The 16,093-nt window shown below is 35.6% G+C and carries 17 protein-coding genes; 7 read left to right on the forward strand and 10 right to left on the reverse strand.

The features are described from left to right. Window position 1: 1 nt before the first annotated feature. Window positions 2-652: a GntR family transcriptional regulator gene (locus JOD29_RS15620; RefSeq protein WP_124766369.1), complete on the reverse strand. Its 651-nt coding sequence runs from the start codon at window positions 650-652 to the stop codon at window positions 2-4. Window positions 653-1,140: 488 nt separating this feature from the next. Here JOD29_RS15620 and JOD29_RS15625 point away from each other — a divergent pair, with 488 nt between their 5' ends. Continuing rightward, on the forward strand, window positions 1,141-2,349 hold the full coding sequence (locus JOD29_RS15625; RefSeq protein WP_124766368.1) for a CaiB/BaiF CoA transferase family protein: 1,209 nt from the start codon (window positions 1,141-1,143) through the stop codon (window positions 2,347-2,349). A 25-nt stretch (window positions 2,350-2,374) separates the two neighbouring features. Continuing rightward, a complete protein-coding gene (locus JOD29_RS15630; protein WP_124766367.1) occupies window positions 2,375-3,661 on the forward strand; it encodes an SLC13 family permease in 1,287 nt (428 codons plus the stop codon). A 69-nt stretch (window positions 3,662-3,730) separates the two neighbouring features. Here JOD29_RS15630 and yyaC read toward each other — a convergent pair whose 3' ends face one another. The 4 genes from yyaC to JOD29_RS15650 form a co-directional block, all read right to left on the reverse strand. Further along, the gene (gene yyaC / locus JOD29_RS15635) at window positions 3,731-4,291 is read right to left on the reverse strand and encodes a spore protease YyaC (protein ID WP_124766366.1); all 561 of its coding nucleotides are present in this window, start codon (window positions 4,289-4,291) and stop codon (window positions 3,731-3,733) included. Between the two features lie 132 nt (window positions 4,292-4,423). After that, the gene (locus JOD29_RS15640) at window positions 4,424-5,158 is read right to left on the reverse strand and encodes a glycerophosphodiester phosphodiesterase (protein ID WP_124766365.1); all 735 of its coding nucleotides are present in this window, start codon (window positions 5,156-5,158) and stop codon (window positions 4,424-4,426) included. Window positions 5,159-5,324: 166 nt separating this feature from the next. Next, window positions 5,325-7,718, reverse strand: a complete 2,394-nt coding sequence (locus JOD29_RS15645) for a heavy metal translocating P-type ATPase (protein ID WP_124766364.1) — start codon at window positions 7,716-7,718, stop codon at window positions 5,325-5,327. Next, a complete protein-coding gene (locus JOD29_RS15650) occupies window positions 7,711-8,082 on the reverse strand; it encodes an ArsR/SmtB family transcription factor (RefSeq protein WP_124766363.1) in 372 nt (123 codons plus the stop codon). Before JOD29_RS15650 ends, JOD29_RS15645 begins: the two co-directional genes overlap by 8 nt. 349 nt (window positions 8,083-8,431) lie before the next feature. Between JOD29_RS15650 and JOD29_RS15655 the strand changes: the two genes are divergently transcribed. The 3 genes from JOD29_RS15655 (at window position 8,432) to JOD29_RS15665 (ending at window position 10,339) form a co-directional block, all read left to right on the forward strand. Continuing rightward, window positions 8,432-8,947, forward strand: a complete 516-nt coding sequence (locus JOD29_RS15655) for a copper resistance CopC family protein (protein WP_240033640.1) — start codon at window positions 8,432-8,434, stop codon at window positions 8,945-8,947. Window positions 8,948-8,951: 4 nt separating this feature from the next. Then, the gene (locus JOD29_RS15660; protein ID WP_124766361.1) at window positions 8,952-10,043 is read left to right on the forward strand and encodes a copper resistance D family protein; all 1,092 of its coding nucleotides are present in this window, start codon (window positions 8,952-8,954) and stop codon (window positions 10,041-10,043) included. 137 nt (window positions 10,044-10,180) lie between these two features. Next, on the forward strand, window positions 10,181-10,339 hold the full coding sequence (locus tag JOD29_RS15665) for a hypothetical protein (protein WP_158610589.1): 159 nt from the start codon (window positions 10,181-10,183) through the stop codon (window positions 10,337-10,339). Window positions 10,340-10,419: 80 nt separating this feature from the next. On the opposite strand, the gene JOD29_RS15670 is transcribed toward JOD29_RS15665, so the two are convergent. Continuing rightward, entirely contained in the window at window positions 10,420-10,575 is a 156-nt protein-coding gene (locus JOD29_RS15670) for a hypothetical protein (protein ID WP_158610588.1), read from the reverse strand. A 224-nt stretch (window positions 10,576-10,799) separates the two neighbouring features. Between JOD29_RS15670 and helD the strand changes: the two genes are divergently transcribed. After that, on the forward strand, window positions 10,800-13,046 hold the full coding sequence (gene helD, locus JOD29_RS15675; protein WP_124766360.1) for an RNA polymerase recycling motor HelD: 2,247 nt from the start codon (window positions 10,800-10,802) through the stop codon (window positions 13,044-13,046). A gap of 70 nt (window positions 13,047-13,116) precedes the next feature. On the opposite strand, the gene JOD29_RS15680 is transcribed toward helD, so the two are convergent. From JOD29_RS15680 to thpR, 3 genes are all read right to left on the reverse strand, one after another. Then, window positions 13,117-13,254 (reverse strand): hypothetical protein, encoded by a 138-nt coding sequence (locus tag JOD29_RS15680; protein WP_158610587.1) that lies wholly within the window; start codon window positions 13,252-13,254, stop codon window positions 13,117-13,119. A gap of 263 nt (window positions 13,255-13,517) precedes the next feature. Next, on the reverse strand, window positions 13,518-13,955 hold the full coding sequence (gene hepT / locus JOD29_RS15685) for a type VII toxin-antitoxin system HepT family RNase toxin (protein ID WP_124766359.1): 438 nt from the start codon (window positions 13,953-13,955) through the stop codon (window positions 13,518-13,520). A gap of 150 nt (window positions 13,956-14,105) precedes the next feature. Further along, entirely contained in the window at window positions 14,106-14,684 is a 579-nt protein-coding gene (gene thpR, locus JOD29_RS15690) for an RNA 2',3'-cyclic phosphodiesterase (protein WP_124766358.1), read from the reverse strand. A gap of 191 nt (window positions 14,685-14,875) precedes the next feature. Between thpR and JOD29_RS15695 the strand changes: the two genes are divergently transcribed. Continuing rightward, a complete protein-coding gene (locus JOD29_RS15695) occupies window positions 14,876-15,709 on the forward strand; it encodes a S1C family serine protease (protein ID WP_124766357.1) in 834 nt (277 codons plus the stop codon). 34 nt (window positions 15,710-15,743) lie between these two features. On the opposite strand, the gene JOD29_RS15700 is transcribed toward JOD29_RS15695, so the two are convergent. Beyond that, window positions 15,744-15,881: a hypothetical protein gene (locus JOD29_RS15700; RefSeq protein ID WP_158610586.1), complete on the reverse strand. Its 138-nt coding sequence runs from the start codon at window positions 15,879-15,881 to the stop codon at window positions 15,744-15,746. Between the last annotated feature and the right edge of the window lie 212 nt (window positions 15,882-16,093).

Raw genomic sequence — 16,093 nt, forward strand, 5'->3', positions numbered from 1 at the left:
CTCAAAATACTTGATTTCTTACATTAAGAATTACATCTTCTGTATGTTTTCTTAACATAGAAACAAGCTCATCAACTTGGTTATTAATTAAAAATTCGTAGATTTTATAATGGTCTTCCCTTGATTTTGAAATGGTTTGGTCATTTTTAAAGTGGATCGATTGAATTCTTAAAAGAGGAAGGACAATTTTGCTATAAATTCCTTCAATAACACTACTCTCGCTGAATTTTAATAAAGTAAAATGAAACTCATAATTTAAATGCGTATAATCCTTTTTATCCTTACAGCGATCCATATCCCGTAAGATTCGTTTCATCTCGTCAAGTAATGTTTTTTTAGTATGAGGTTCTACAATCCTTTGTGCAGCTAATAATTCCAAATGATTCCGAACATCTAACAAATCTTGAACATCATCAATCGTATAACCCTTTACATAAGCACCTTTTCGAGGAATTCTTTCTATTAGTCCTTCAGTGGCTAATAAATAAATTGCTTCTCTTATAGGAGAACGGCTAGTATTGAACATTTCAGCATATACACCTTCAACAATTTTATCCCCTGGTTTTAAATCACCATTCAAAATATGTTCCATTATTTTTTCTGCAACTTTACTAGATAATGCATTATCTAGTGCATCATTAAAATAATCCAATCAAACTCACACCCTTTATGTTTCCGAATATTCTGTCGACTGTGTTTTTAACAATATTAACTAAAAATAGAGTTAATTTCAATCGAAAAATTAATATTTTCATATCTTTTCTAAACTCACATTTAGTCGACTGTATTTTAAAAATGATTATTTTTATGTATTTTCGAAAATCCTTTTTCAGAATTTTTTTGAAATTATATTATTTGATTATAACCTTTATTCCGAAATTCGCTTACTCCTCATCGATTTTAGAATAGTATTTCTGATAGGAAAAACCTGACATTACTATGTAAAACTTCCAAAATCACTTTACTACTAAAACTAAATTTCCAACCCACTCTCAAAAACTCATTAGATTAGAATAATAATGCATATTACAGAAGAAAATATACAATTGACAGAAAATATTTACATATCTTACAATGGAGCAAAATATCCTGATTATGGTATACATGTCAGAATAGTTAAATTTTTATGGGGGTGTTATCTTGAAAGCTTTAGAGGGGATCAAAGTTTTAGATTTAACAAGAATACTAAGTGGCCCATACTGCACTATGTTTCTAGCAGATATGGGAGCAGATGTAATTAAAATTGAACCTCCTGGTGGGGACGATACACGAAAATGGGGCCCACCATTTTTAGAAAATGAAAGCGCTTATTATTTAAGTGTCAATCGAAACAAAAAGAGTATAGTTTTAAATTTAAAGACTGATGAAGGGAAAAAGATCTTTTTAGACTTAGTTAAAACAGCTGACGTAGTAGTTGAAAACTTCCGCCCAGGTCTAATGGAGAGATTAGGATTGGGTTACGACGTTTTATCAGAACTTAATCCGAAAATTATTTTAGCTTCGATTTCTGGCTTTGGTCAGTTCGGGAAATACTCTCGCGAACCAGGTTATGACGTAATTGCTCAAGGCATGGGAGGGTTAATGTCTGTTACAGGTGAAGAAGGTAGACCACCTGTAAAAGTTGGTTTTTCAATGGGAGACTTAGGATCTGGTATGTGGGCAATTATCGGTATTTTAACTGCTTTACAAGTACGAAATAAGACAAATAAAGGACAATGGGTTGATGCATCCCTACTCGATACGATTATTGGATGGCAAACCTATTTAGCAACAGGATTCTTTGCTACCGGAGAAAATCCGAAAGCTTTAGGAAATGCTCATCCATCCATCGTTCCATATCAAGTATTCAAATCATCTGATGGATACTTTAACATCGGTGTTGCAAATGAAAAGTTGTGGGAAAAAACATGCGACTTATTAAATATCCAGCACATTAAAGTCGACCCACAATACGCAACAAACGCAGCCAGAGTCAAAAATCGAGATCAGCTCATTCCTTTATTAGAGAGTATCTTTATGAAAAATACTACTAAACATTGGATTAGTAAATTTAAGGAAATAGGAATTCCAGTAGGTCCTGTTAATACCTTTAGTGATTTATATGAAGATGAGCACGTTTATGATCGTGAAATGGTCCAAACAGTTCAGCATCCAACAATTGGGGAGTTAAAACTAACAGGTATTCCAGTTAAATTATCTGAAACACCTGGTGAAGTATACTCTGCCCCACCACTTCTAGGCGAACACTCTACTGAAATATTAAAAAGTTTAGGTTACTCAAGTGATGAAATTGAAGAATTATATAAAAACAACGTTTCATATACAACAAATACTGTTTCAGTTAATTAAATAATGGGGCGATGGGAGGAATAGTATGTCATTAGAATTGTTCGCTATTATCTTTTTATTGTTGATGTTTGTTATTGGGGCAATTTTCCCGATTAATATTGGGGTGTTAGGGTTTGTTGCTGCGTTTATTATCGGTACGATGGTTAGCGGTCTTGACCTTGATACAATCTTTGCAGGATATCCAGCAGATTTATTTGTATTACTTGCTGGTATTACTTACATGTTCGCCATTGTTCAAAAGACTGGTACGATCGATTTAATTGCCAATTGGGGATTAAAATTAGTACGAGGAAACCTTGGTCTTATTCCATGGGTAGTTTTCTTCTTAGGAACAGCTTTAGCATCAATTGGTACATCTGCAATTGCATTAGCATCTATTTTAGCCCCAATCGTATTACGATTAGCTTATCGATATAATATTAATGCATTAATGATGGGTGTCATGTTAATTATCGGTATCACTGGTGGTGCATTCTCACCATTGAACCTATTCGGTATTATTGTTAGTGGAGTAATGGAAACACGTGCACTTGACCATCAAGAAGTTATTCTATTTTTAAATACTTTCTTATTCTGTTTCTTAATTGGTTTAATCGTCTATATCTCAATGGGTGGTCTGAAATTATTCCGTTCAAGTACTTCAGAAGTACAGTTACGTATGGCTGCAACAGTTGAAGCTGATGCAGAAGGAGATCTTAAAGACGTTAAGTTAAACTGGCAACGTACATTTACTTTATTAGCAATCGCTGTATTAATTGTTTTAGCTTTAGTCTTAAAGTTAAATATGGGCTTCTGTGCATTTATGATTGGACTAGTTCTTGCATTTATGACTCCTAAAATTCAAAGTGAAGTCATTAAATCAATGCCTTGGCCTGCTATTTTGATGGTAACGGGTATTGTCACTTATGTAAGTGTTTTAGAGGAAATCGGTGCATTGCAATATATGACGGATGTTATTGCAAGTTTAAATAACTCATATCTTGCTTCACTTGTAGCTTCTTATACTGGCGGTATTATTTCATCATTCGCTTCAACAACTGGATTCTTATCAGCAATTATACCTTTAGCTACACCAATCTTACAAGACCCAGCAGTTTCATCAACAGGCGTTATTGCTGCTATTTCGGTTTCTTCGAGCGTCGTCGATTTAAGTCCATTCTCAACAAACGGTGCCCTACTTTTATCGAATGCACGACCAGAAGATGAGCGTTCTTATTTCCGTCAACTTCTTGTAATGGCAGGATTGTTCGTACTTGTTGCCCCACTAGTTGCTTGGTTATTATTTGTTGTTATTGGTACACCTTGGGGATGATTAGCTTTACGAACTAAACAGTTAATTAACAATAAACAGACTTTGAGCCACTTAATTGTGGCTCATTTTTTATGTTTTGGTAGTTAGTTTACAGCACTGCATAATAATATTTGCCGCTTCGTTTGCAAGTAGATAAACATGGTAAAGTCTAGTCTCATTAATTTTGCTTGGAAAAAAAGGTGAATCACACTCATTAACGACTGCACATAACTGAAAGTCCCCCACCGCTGGGAGCTTTTTATATGTGGACTTGCCTGGACATAAACTACCTTCTCGGAAATAAAGTGTACCTATTTGTTCCTTTTTACCTAAACTAGCATCTACTGCGAAGACAATTGGGTTTTCAAACTTTTTATAAATCTTTTTAATTGTATATTGTAAGTTTAATGCGTCAACAGGGTATTCTAATGTTCCAAAAACCGGAAATAAACATTGTCCTTTAACTAGCAGGCTTCCAACAAGCGGACCAAACGAATCCCCTGTTGACTGATCAGTTCCAATGCACAAGATTACAACAGTTCTATTTTCCAATAAACTTAAATCAAATAGTTCGGCAATGCCCCCAATAAATTGAGATTTTTCAAACGAATTCACAATTGGAAGTACTTTTAAACTATACTTTTTATCCATATTTGCTCCATGTATGGTTATTTCCTCATTAATATAAAGGTTAACTATATATATTATTTATCCTAACCTTTAGCCTAGGATTTTAACCCAATTCCTTACAAATATGATAAATGGCTGTACTCCCTTTCCCCATTACAGTTCTCGAACTTCCCTATTCATAAATTCGAGCATCAACTCAACCTCATCTGTAAATATTGAGTCAACTCCTAATGGTAGAAGGCGTTCTGCATGTTCAATCTCATTTACTGTGTAAACTCGTACAATTTCCCCTGCCTTGATGGCTTGTCGTACAGGATAGCGTAAGGCAGATGGTAAAGACACATGTAATGCTTTAGCAGGGACTTGCATTAAATAATCCCTTAAATTTAATACAGGATTTGCGAATAATGGAGCATTTTCTATATTTGGGGCTAATTCTGCCACTTTCTGTACTGCCTCATGATCAAATGACGAAAGAATCACTCGGTCTTCCAATTTTCGGGAAGTCACTTCTTGTAATACTAGTTCCTCAATACCTTCGTAGATAAAAATATCAGACTTAATTTCAATATTAATATGAAGGTTCGTAATTGCGAAAACCTCTAGCACCTCTGATAATGTTGGGATTTTTTCTCCAGCGAACTCTTCTCCAAACCAAATACCATAATCGAATTGTCGTAGTTGCTCTAGTGTCATGTCTTTCACAAAGCCACTACCATTTGAGGTACGGTCGATTTTTTCATCATGTATAACAACAAGCTCACGATCTTTTGTTAAATGAACATCAAATTCTACTCCATAAATAGGCAACTTTGCGGCCGCACGAAAAGCTGCTAATGTATTCTCTGGATATTTTGCAGAATAACCTCGATGAGCGATAATTTTCATAATTGGAGTTCCTCACTTTTCCTCAATTTATATCTTAAAGAGTTATTTCAACACAAATCGACTCTATTCCTACCTATTTACACATACTTTAAATAAACTTAATAAATGCTGTAATAAAACAAACTAAAAGCATGCCTAGTTTCCTCTCTAGACATGCTTCTTCGTTTTATTCCTTTACTTTTAAAAGCCGCATACTATTGAGTGAAACTAATAGTGTGGCACCCATATCAGAAGCGATCGCAATCCACAGAGTTAGCCATCCGGGAACGACTAATAACAGGGCAATTACCTTTATTCCTAATGCAAAGGCAATGTTCGTTTTTATGATGGTTAATGCTTTACGGCTTAGTTTGATTGTAAATGGTAACTTCGTTAAATCATCACCCATTAACGCTACATCTGCTGTTTCTAACGCGGTATCAGTGCCAGCACCACCCATTGCAATCCCAACCGTTGAAGCAGCCAATGCAGGTGCGTCATTCACCCCATCTCCTACCATCGCAACATTTCCATATTTTGATCTTAATCGTTTAATGAAATTTAATTTATCTTCAGGCATTAATTCTGCTTGAATGTCAGAAACAGCAACATGGGAGCCTATTGCTCTAGCTGTGGCCCCATTATCTCCCGTCAGCATAATCGTCTTTTTAATCCCCAATTCATGTAACTGATGAATAACTTGTTTACTTGATTCACGAACTTCATCAGCGACGGCAATCACACCTAGAACTTCATTTTCTGTTCCAACCATCATAACGGTTTTCCCTTCATTTTGGAGACCCGATACGTATTGTTTATTTTCAGCTGTGAAACGTGAAATCGATAATTCTTCAAAAAGCTTTGGACTTCCAACATAGTAGGTCTTTTCATTAACAGAACCTTTAATTCCCTTGCCCGTAATAGAAGTAAAATCATCGATTACAACATTTGTATAAGGAATACTCGATTCCTCAGCTTTTTTCATGATAGCTGAAGCAAGTGGATGCCCGGAGCGATTTTCTAATGCTGTTACAATTGATAGTAATTGTTCTTGATTTTCACGATCATTCAACACGATAAAATCTGTCACCACAGGAATACCTTTTGTTAGGGTACCTGTTTTATCAAAGGCGATAGCTTTTAGTGAGCCCATTTCTTCTAAATAAATGCCACCTTTGATAAGAACTCCTTTTTTTGCAGCATTCCCAATGGCTGACACTATGGATATGGGAGTTGAAATAACTAACGCACATGGACATCCTACTACAAGAACAGAAAGTCCTTGGTACACCCACATCGACCAGCCTCCATCGAATAATAATGGAGGTAAAATCGCCACTAAAGCTGCGAACACAATAATCACAGGAGTATAGTATTTTGCAAATTTATCAACGAATGCTTGAGATGGCGCCCTTTCTGCTTGGGCCTCTTCTACCAGTTCGATAATCTTTGATATCGTTGTATCCTCTACAAGCTTCGTAATTTTCACTTCAAGAAGACCTTCTTCATTTAATGTCCCAGCAAAGACCTCATCATCAATTGTTTTTGTAACCGGAACGGATTCTCCTGTAATCGCTGCTTGATTTACAGTTGAGGTACCACCGATCACCGTGCCATCCATAGCAATCTTTTGCCCAGGTTTTACAATCATAAGGTCTCCAACATCAATTTGGTCAACATGCACCAATAGTTCTTGCCCATTACGGCGTACAAGGGCTTCTTTCGGTGCTATATCCATCAACGAGCGAATAGATTGTCTCGCCTTCTCCATTGAATAGCGTTCCAGTGCTTCACTAATGGCAAAAAGAATCACAACAACGGCTCCTTCAGCCCATTCACCAATAATTGCTGCACCAATAACGGCAATTGTCATTAATGTTCGCATATCAAAGTCTAAGCGTTTTAAATTTTGGAATCCTACTTTAAATAATGAAAACCCACCAATGACAATGGATGCTAAAAATAATAACACGGTGATGAGATTTTCTTCTCCATTGATGAATGAAGAAATATACCCAAATACAATTAATAAAGCAGAGAACAGTAACGTTTGATGTTTCTCATAAAATGGAACTTTTACTTCTTTCTTTACCTCTCTAGAACCAGAATCAGTCTCTTGTCGGGGTAGTCTATCTGGAAATACTTTTAAATTTTCAAATGCCCCTGCTTTTTCAATCTCTTCAATTGTTGCATTTCCGGTTACACTAATTTTTGATGCACCAAAATTCACCTTTGCATCCGCTACACCGGGTAACCCTTTTACATTTCGTTCGAACTTACCCGCGCAGTTTGCACAAGAAAATCCCTCAACACGGTATACCTTATTTGCATCCACATGTTGTGGGATTTGTCTCTTTTTTTCTGGCGTAACCTTTAAGTTTTCAAATGCCCCGGCCTTTTCTAACTCTTCAACAGAAGCTTCACCGTATACTGAAATTTTGGATGCACCAAAATTCACTTTTGCATCTTTCACTCCAGGAATCTCTTTTACGTTTCGTTCAAATTTACCAGCACAGTTTGCACAAGAAAACCCTTCAACACGGTATATTATTTTATCGTCTGCTTCTTTTACTTCATTCAACTTTCGCTCCCTCCTTTTGGTGTGCAAAAGCCACTTGTATTAGTTGTTTTACGTGTTCATCATCTAATGAATAATATACAAGTTTCCCTTCTTTTCGATATTTTGCTAAGCCAAGATTTCTTAATAGTCTTAAGTGGTGTGAGGCCGTTGCAGTGGTAGCTCCTACGATATTGGCTACATCACAAACACATAACTCCGTTTCTATAGATAAAGCATAGGCAATTTTAATTCTTGTTTCATCCGATAATGCTTTAAAAACTTTCGCTACTTCTAAAGGATTTTGATCACTTAATAATTGCTGAACACTTGCTACTTTTTCTCCATCAACACAAGTGATTTCACAGATATCTGTTTTATTTCCCATTCTCTCACCCCGGATACATTCAAACGAGCATTTGATTATTACCCATACTATATGCCAACAAATTTGAATAGTCAAACAATTGTTAGAATAAATTATCATAATAGTATTATTGCTGTGACATTTGAAAATTAGAAAATGAATTAAATGACAGACTCAGGTAAAACTTAAACATACATCCGTGAATTTTTTCAAATTAATTGTGAAATTCGATTTCACAACCTCATTTTGCTTTTGTGCTACAATCTTACACGATTACATTGTTTAGGAGGTTTTTACAATTAAAAAGTTATTTCTACTAACATTTATTTTCCTTTTAACTTTTGTAAATTCTGCATTTGCACACACGCATATCGAAAGTTCTTCCCCTGGAGATGGAGAAGTAGTTAAAGAAGAACTAAAAGAAATTACATTAACTTTTGGTGGTAAGTTAGAACAAGGTAGTACATTCACCGTTCAAAATTCAGGTGGAGAACAAGTCGCAGTCGAAAATATCACTATAGCTGACAATCAATTGGTTGGTACACTTTCAAGTCCATTAGAAAATGGTCAACATTATGTGAAGTGGGATATTATCGGGGCGGATGGTCATCCAATCTCAGGTAATTTTTCTTTCACTGTAGAATTGCCAGTTTCAGAAGCACCTGCCGAAGAAACAACTCAGGAAGAACAAGTTGAAAAACAGGATGATACAAATGAAGAGGTTCAATCAAATGTAGAGGAAACAGATGTTGAAACTACAAATGAGGAAAAAACTGAAGAGGCTGGGCAAAGTAATGGTTCGTCCGATGCAATGCCTATTATTATCGGTGTGCTAATCGTTATTATTCTTGTAAGTGCCTTCTTCATGTTGAGAAGAAAGAAATAAGGCAATGTTATTCATCGTAATTCTTAGTCAAGCGTTACTATACCTTTGCTTTGCTATTACATTAGGTAGTTTTATCTTATATCTCATTCCCGCAAATTATAGGCCAACAATTAATGTAACAAAGCGTGTATTACTGTTGACTATAAGCGGAATTGCTGTTTTATCATTTTTCCCTGTTTTACAAATTATTTTATATCTTACACCTAAACTTGGTTTTGAAATTACATTAGAGGCAGTATTACTAACATATGAAGTCGGAAAGTCTTGGCTCATTACTTTGGTATTGGCAAGCATCTTATTTATTGTTGTCGTTTGCTACGATTATAAAAAGAAAGCTTACGCATCCTATATTGGAATCGCTATTACCTTGATGCTAATATTGACGATTGGTTGGTCAGGTCATGCAAGTACAATCCATCATTTCTGGGGAGTCCTCAGTCACACACTACATTTTACTGCGGTAAGTGTTTGGGTTGGAATATTAATTGTGATTAGTTGGTTTTCAAAAGACGATTCCAATTGGTCAAACCTTTTAAAATGGTTTACACCTGTTGCAATTGCTTGTTTTATCGCTACGATTTTAACAGGTTTAATCTTGATGAACTTTGCAATGGAATTGAGGGATTATCCAGATACATGGTTAGTTCCATACGGTCAATCTTTATTAATCAAACACGTTTTAATTATTCCCTTGATGATTTATGCAGTGGTGAATGGTCTAATCATTAGAAATAAATTAAATAAAGATAGCTCCTTTAACCCCATAGCTTGGACTAGAATGGAAAGTATCGTGATTTTGCTTATTTTCTCTGCAACAGCAGCCTTAGGTCAACAATCACCACCACAGGAAATCAAAGTAACAAACGAGGAAGTTTCGCCACTATTCAAGTTGTTTTATCAAGGGCAATTTCAACCAAATATGACGGTTCAACTTTTCCCAAATGCTACGAGTATTTTCCTTCTCGTATTAGCCATTTTATTCTTTGCTTTGATGATGATTTCATATATGAAGAAAGCACCTTCACCATTTTCTTTATTGATGAGTGTTTTATTAGCGTTTTCTCTTTATTTATCCGTTATGTTAAGCATCGGATAAATGAAATTAGCCGATTCCTTTATAAGGGATTGGCTTTTGTTTTGAAAAAAATTGAATTTTTATCTTAATTAACAAGTCTTAAATGAAGAGTAAACTCCACGTATCCGTACAAAATAAAGTACGGAGGTGAGGACCACATGGCTAAAGAGCGTAAACCAAACTTCAAACGATCAAAAGACGATAAAAAGAAAAATACAAGTCAAAACAATAAACGTGAAGAGTTTGCACAAGAACAAGGCATTGAGCTGTATGAACAGGATGTCTACAAAGTAGACGATAAAGGGAATAAATGCTAACTTGTTTACGTTAAAATTGTTGGTACAAGAATACACTAGGGTGAACGAAAAGCTCTCTTTTTAGAGGCCTTTTCGTTTTCCTATTTATTTTTTGCAGATCTCAAATATTTCATCGCAATAATAGCTACTGACATTAACAATATATATCGGCTAAACTTTGAAAAAGGCTCTTCCGCTGAATTATAAAGATAAAGAAAGGCAGCCAAAATAATTACAATTTGAACCACAACTTTCATTTTTCAACTCCCCCTTTTTTCCATGTATCCCCAACGCTTTAGCACCATTTCTAGATATTTCATTCTAAATTTCTCTTATACCCCCATACCTCCTACCGAAGAGCTTTCTCCATCTTGTTTTTTCTTTTCTATCTTCCAACTTCACTTCAATTAAAAATTTTAGTAAGATTAAATTTACCATTTATTCTTGTACGGAAAAATTAAAGGATAGGAGGAGTATACATATGGAGGAGACCACACCAGCCGGCCAGCAACACCCTGAATTTCAGAAAGAAGTGGACCGATTAGAATATACAAAAAACTACATGGATGAAATACTCCATGAATCCCAAGCTGGCATTAAAGCGGCTCAAGAGAAAATTCGGCAATCAATGGCAAACGTTGAATATATTGATTCCAGTGATAGTTTCATTAATATCCTAACCAATTCGAGGTTTTTTGAACTAGCTCAAAACCAAAAAGAAGGTTTAGAGGCTGTTAAGAAGAAACCCTACTTTGCCCGCATCCATTTCCAGCGTACCGGTGAACAAGAGGAACTTTTATATATTGGAAAGATCTCACTTTTCCACCGAGAAACATTTGAACCCATTATCGTTGACTGGCGCTCACCTGTGGCCAATGTTTACTATGACGGACGCCTTGGTGAAATTACGTATGACGTACGTGGCGAAGAATATTCTGGTCATTTATTTGCCAAACGCCAATACAAAATAGAGGAAGGTACACTCCTTGATATCCGTGATGTGGACCTTACAACAAATGACGAGTTATTACAAGAAGCATTGGCTGGAAAAGCAGATGTTCGCTTAACGGAAATTGTCGCAACGATTCAGAAAGAACAAAATGAAATTATTCGAGCACATCTACGACAACCGATTTTAGTGCAAGGTGCTGCAGGAAGTGGAAAAACAACAATTGCCCTTCATAGAATCTCTTACTTCCTTTATACAATGGGCGAACACTTTAATGCCGAACAACTGATGATCATTGCCCCAAATAACCTATTCATCGAATATATTGGTGAAGTCTTACCAGAGCTAGGTGTTGAGCGTATTTGCCAAACAACCTATGCCGATTATGTACAAAAAGCAACTGGCATCAAATTAAAACTACAAAATCCAAATGAACTTCTAGAACAAATTCTAAATGAAGAAGCTAGTAGCAATCCTAAATTTAATATTACTAAAATAAAAGGTTCCCTTCTCTATAAAGAAATTTTAGATCGTTATGTAAAAATGCATGAACATCAGCTTGCAGAACTGTTTGAAGATGTTTATATAGAAAAGTACCGGATTATGTTAGGAAGTCATCTAAAAAAGCTATTCTTAATTGAATTTGCCTATATGCCAATTGAAAAACGTCTCGAAAGAATTAAAAAGGTCATCCAAACTGAAGTTAAGAGAAAATCAAAAGCAGTTCTAACCTCTTTGAACTCTCGCTATGAAGAATATATTGGGAAAGCATTAGATGGAATTCGCGATGCCGATAAACGAAGAGAAACGGTCACAAAATTTATTGATGAGCGAGATGAACGGATTCCAAAAATTAAAGCAGAATCAAAATCAGTCGCTACTACTTATATGAAACGATTCGAAAAGGTAAAAATTAAGTCAGTATACCGAACGTTTCTAACAGATCGAATGATGTTGCGCGAGCTTGCTCCAGAGTGGACATTTGAAGAGCAGGAACTATTCTTACAAGCTCATTCAAAAGAAAAATGGACAGTTGAAGATTTAGCTGCCCTCTTTTACTTACATGCACGTATTAAGGGGGTTGCAGACAAGTGGAAAATGCGCGTTGTCTTTGTTGATGAAGTGCAAGACTATAGTTTATTTCAACTTGTTGCATTAAAAATTGGTCTTGAGACGGATATGTTTACAATGGTGGGAGACTTAGCACAAGGGATTCATAGTTATCGGTCATTAACAGAATGGGAATCAGTCTTGGAGCAATTTCCAAGGGCCAACTATTTCACATTGCAAAAAAGTTACCGTACAACAATCGAAATAATGGAAGTAGCCAATAAAATCCTTACAAAGATGGATGAGCAACTTCCTTTAGTTGAACCAGTTGTTCGTCATGGAAATGAACCTACTTTTATACAAAGTGAGGAATTCAACCCTAAAGTAATAAACGACATATACTCCACACTAAAAGCAAAAGGTCATCAATCTATCGCCCTAATCTTTAAGTCTTCATCAGAAGCGACTGACTATGCCAAAAAATTGGGTGAATTTAATGTCGAAGTAGAGTTACTAACTGAAAACTCGGAACTTGCCGGTTCTAAACTGCTCGTAGTTCCTAGTCATTTAGCAAAAGGACTGGAGTTTGACGCTGTCATTATAGCTGCTTTTGACACCCCTTATTACGATACTGTCATTGATCGAAAACTTCTCTATGTTGCATTAACCCGCGCTATGCATGAGCTTTATTTAGTAGGACCTAATAAAAGTGTTTTTCTACTTGAGTAACATGAGGAAATAAGATCGAGGTAGTTTATTAAACGTAAAGGCTATTCAACCTAAAGGTTAGAATAGCCTTTTATTTTCTAGGTGGTACACGGACGAACCCATGCTTTTTTGTCACCTTTTTGGACATAATTTTATAAAGTAAATTTAAGAGTGGTCGTTTCGGTTTCTGTCCAACGTTATTTGAGCTTGGTAATGCAGGCATTCTCATAAAAAATCCCTCCTTTAGTTCTAGTATATTAATGATATTGGGAAATTATTCTCTATCTACAGTTAAAAATTATAAAAGACTATTTATATTTGGATATGAAATCTATTAAATATTTTCTGCAATAGTTTCATTGGACTGAATTTCTCCGCTTATAATTTTATATCTACCTACGAAACGTATAAAAAAAGACATGGTAAATTACCATGCACGTCAATGAGTCACATAATTTATTTTTCACCTTTTTCCTCAAAAAGAGAACCGCCTCATTCTTGAGAGACGGCTCCTTCGTTTTCGTATTCTGAAATTAGTTTTGTAAAGGTTGAAAAGTTATCTAAGTACCTATTTACAATTGACTTTAAAATATCTAAATTAATGGATTCGTAATCATATAATGCAATATGCTTGAACCCATTCGTAATTGTTTTTAACACGGTAACTAACTCTATTGGGAGGATCTTCTTCTCCCCTAAAACATCAAGGGCTTCACTCCGGGTTGTTGCCTGTTCTGATAGTTTCTCCGTTACCACAAACAAGGCAAGTTCTACACTCGTCTCACTGATTCGTTGCATATTTAAAATAATACTATCTTGCTTCGTTTGGTCGATTAAATTCATCAAGTCTTCATCATATACTTCTCGAACACGCTTAACACATTTTTCAATACTCTTTACCTTTGAACGAATGAAGTCTTCCTTTTTCATCACTCAACCTCTTTCTCCAACATTTTTGAAGAAGCAGCATACACGGCAATCCTTGACAAACAGTTACCTGTCCTAAATCCCCTTATATCGTTTATATGATAATGGCCGCACAACTATTCGTTTTGTGATGGAAATGAAGGTCAGTGTCTCTTACGTATTTTTTGCATTCAATGGGAATCTTGCAAATTCCTTATATTTTGGTGACTGATCCAAGTGTGTTTCATAAAGAATAACCTCACTCACTTCAAATTCAAAAGTCTGATGATCCTCGGTTCTAATCGATTTTAGCTTTTCGGAATTAAAAAAGCGTTCTCCTTTGTATTTTCTTGCTAATGTAATATGGGGGCGGAAAGGTTTTTTATCTAATTCAAAGCCTAACTTTAAACATTGGGTAAATACCTTTTTCTGCACTTCCGCTAACGGTTCAGATTCCACTACACCTGCCCAAAATATTCGCGGACTTTTCATTGGCCCAAAAATCCCCAATTTATCGAGTGTTAATGAAAACGACGATAGATCAGATAAAACTGAACTCATTGTTTCAATGGCATCCTGCAACTTTTTCTCTTCTGCATACCCTAAAAATGCAAGTGTAATGTGATAATCTTCAGGATGAACCCATCTCCCAAATTCATAATCACGTTGATTTGACTGAATCCATCCATTTAAAAAGTCCTTCATTTCCTTTGGTAACTTCACTGCAAAGAAATAATGATGTTTAGTTTCCATAATAAACCTCTCTTTACTTGTGACTATCCTTATTTAATTGAAACAGCCACTCCACTTTTGTATCATGATTTGCAACTTTTTAATTAATTATCCATTTCCATATTTACTAACTTTAACATAACCTTAAAATGTCCAACCCTATGAAAATCCGTTATGATAAAGATAGAAAACGAGAGAAGAGAGGTGAAGGGATGGCTGAGGAAAAAAAGGATGAATTCGAGCCGATTGGCGAAGAAGAATTAATTGAACTTGTTCTTGAAGCACAAAAAGAGGCTCTCGAAAAGGCTCGATTAGAACGCCTTGCACGACTTTCCGGCGTCAAACCACGGCCAAAGAAACAGCCCCCCTTTGTCAGGCTCATTGTTTGGCTCATTGCCGGAATGATGGCATTTAGCACCTTTGCCTTCATTTTCCAAATTTACTCGATTCCTGCCGTTGAATTTGTTAAAGTATCGGCGAAGTTATCTACTCGGGAAGATATACAATCATATAAAAAAGCTGTTGTTGAAGTTTCCACAGGTGAAAGTAAAGGAACTGGATTTACTATTTCATCTGACGGGTTAATTGTAACGAATGACCATGTTGTCGATGATGCCCTCACACTTACTGTCATTTTCCCTGATGATGGCATGTACAAAGCTGAGGTTGTTGAGAGTTATCCTGACATCGATTTAGCCCTTTTAAAAATAGATGGTGAGGATCTTCCGTATTTGCAACTTGCAGAATCTCTTGAGGTTACATTGGATGAGGCAGTGCACTTTATCGGAAATCCACTATCTTTTACAGGAATCGCTAATGAAGGGAGAATACTCGAATCTACTAGGTTATCTGACTGGGAGAACAACGTTTACATGATGGATGCACCTGTATATAAAGGAAATAGTGGTAGCCCAGTAATTAATTACGATGGGCTAGTGATTGGTATTGTATTTGCGACAATTAAAGATGACGAGTATGGTCATGTCGGATTGTTTGTACCAGTAGATCTATTAATTAATCGTTTACCAAATAGTGCTACGAACTAGGCCTCTTATCGCAAGTGTTCGTAGCACTTTTCAATTACTTTTTAATCATCAGGACGATTACCCACATAATCATGGAGTATTGAATAGATTGAAACAATTCACCGTCATAAATAAAAAAATAAGATACAAGGAATATACCTATTAACAAAATTAAAGCTTTTACTAACCTCATGATCCCATCTCCTAAGATTCGGTGTATGTAACTTATAAAAGAATACCTTTTATATTATTACTTCACTTTCTATCTTATGAAGAATGGTAAATAGTAAAAAGCACACTAGTATTAGTGTGCTCAGACTGTAGACAAACTCGAAATTTCGAGTTTGCCTACAGTCTTTTTTCTTTTAAAATAAAAGTAATAGTTTTTGAAATAGAGTTAGTTGA

It is taken from the genome of Lysinibacillus composti, assembly GCF_016908465.1.
GTDB classification, from domain to species: domain Bacteria; phylum Bacillota; class Bacilli; order Bacillales_A; family Planococcaceae; genus Ureibacillus; species Ureibacillus composti_A.

Excerpts from the sequence above, each read along its gene's own strand:
- JOD29_RS15660 (WP_124766361.1), top strand. The coding sequence starts at position 8,952 with ATGTTATTCATCGTAATTCTTAGTCAAGCGTTACTATACCTTTGCTTT.
- JOD29_RS15680 (WP_158610587.1), bottom strand. The coding sequence starts at position 13,254 with ATGAGAATGCCTGCATTACCAAGCTCAAATAACGTTGGACAGAAACCG.
- yyaC (WP_124766366.1), bottom strand. The coding sequence starts at position 4,291 with ATGGATAAAAAGTATAGTTTAAAAGTACTTCCAATTGTGAATTCGTTT.
- JOD29_RS15700 (WP_158610586.1), bottom strand. The coding sequence starts at position 15,881 with ATGAGGTTAGTAAAAGCTTTAATTTTGTTAATAGGTATATTCCTTGTA.
- JOD29_RS15670 (WP_158610588.1), bottom strand. The coding sequence starts at position 10,575 with ATGAAAGTTGTGGTTCAAATTGTAATTATTTTGGCTGCCTTTCTTTAT.
- helD (WP_124766360.1), top strand. The coding sequence starts at position 10,800 with ATGGAGGAGACCACACCAGCCGGCCAGCAACACCCTGAATTTCAGAAA.
- hepT (WP_124766359.1), bottom strand. The coding sequence starts at position 13,955 with ATGAAAAAGGAAGACTTCATTCGTTCAAAGGTAAAGAGTATTGAAAAA.
- JOD29_RS15630 (WP_124766367.1), top strand. The coding sequence starts at position 2,375 with ATGTCATTAGAATTGTTCGCTATTATCTTTTTATTGTTGATGTTTGTT.
- thpR (WP_124766358.1), bottom strand. The coding sequence starts at position 14,684 with ATGGAAACTAAACATCATTATTTCTTTGCAGTGAAGTTACCAAAGGAA.
- JOD29_RS15650 (WP_124766363.1), bottom strand. The coding sequence starts at position 8,082 with ATGGGAAATAAAACAGATATCTGTGAAATCACTTGTGTTGATGGAGAA.
- JOD29_RS15640 (WP_124766365.1), bottom strand. The coding sequence starts at position 5,158 with ATGAAAATTATCGCTCATCGAGGTTATTCTGCAAAATATCCAGAGAAT.
- JOD29_RS15695 (WP_124766357.1), top strand. The coding sequence starts at position 14,876 with ATGGCTGAGGAAAAAAAGGATGAATTCGAGCCGATTGGCGAAGAAGAA.
- JOD29_RS15665 (WP_158610589.1), top strand. The coding sequence starts at position 10,181 with ATGGCTAAAGAGCGTAAACCAAACTTCAAACGATCAAAAGACGATAAA.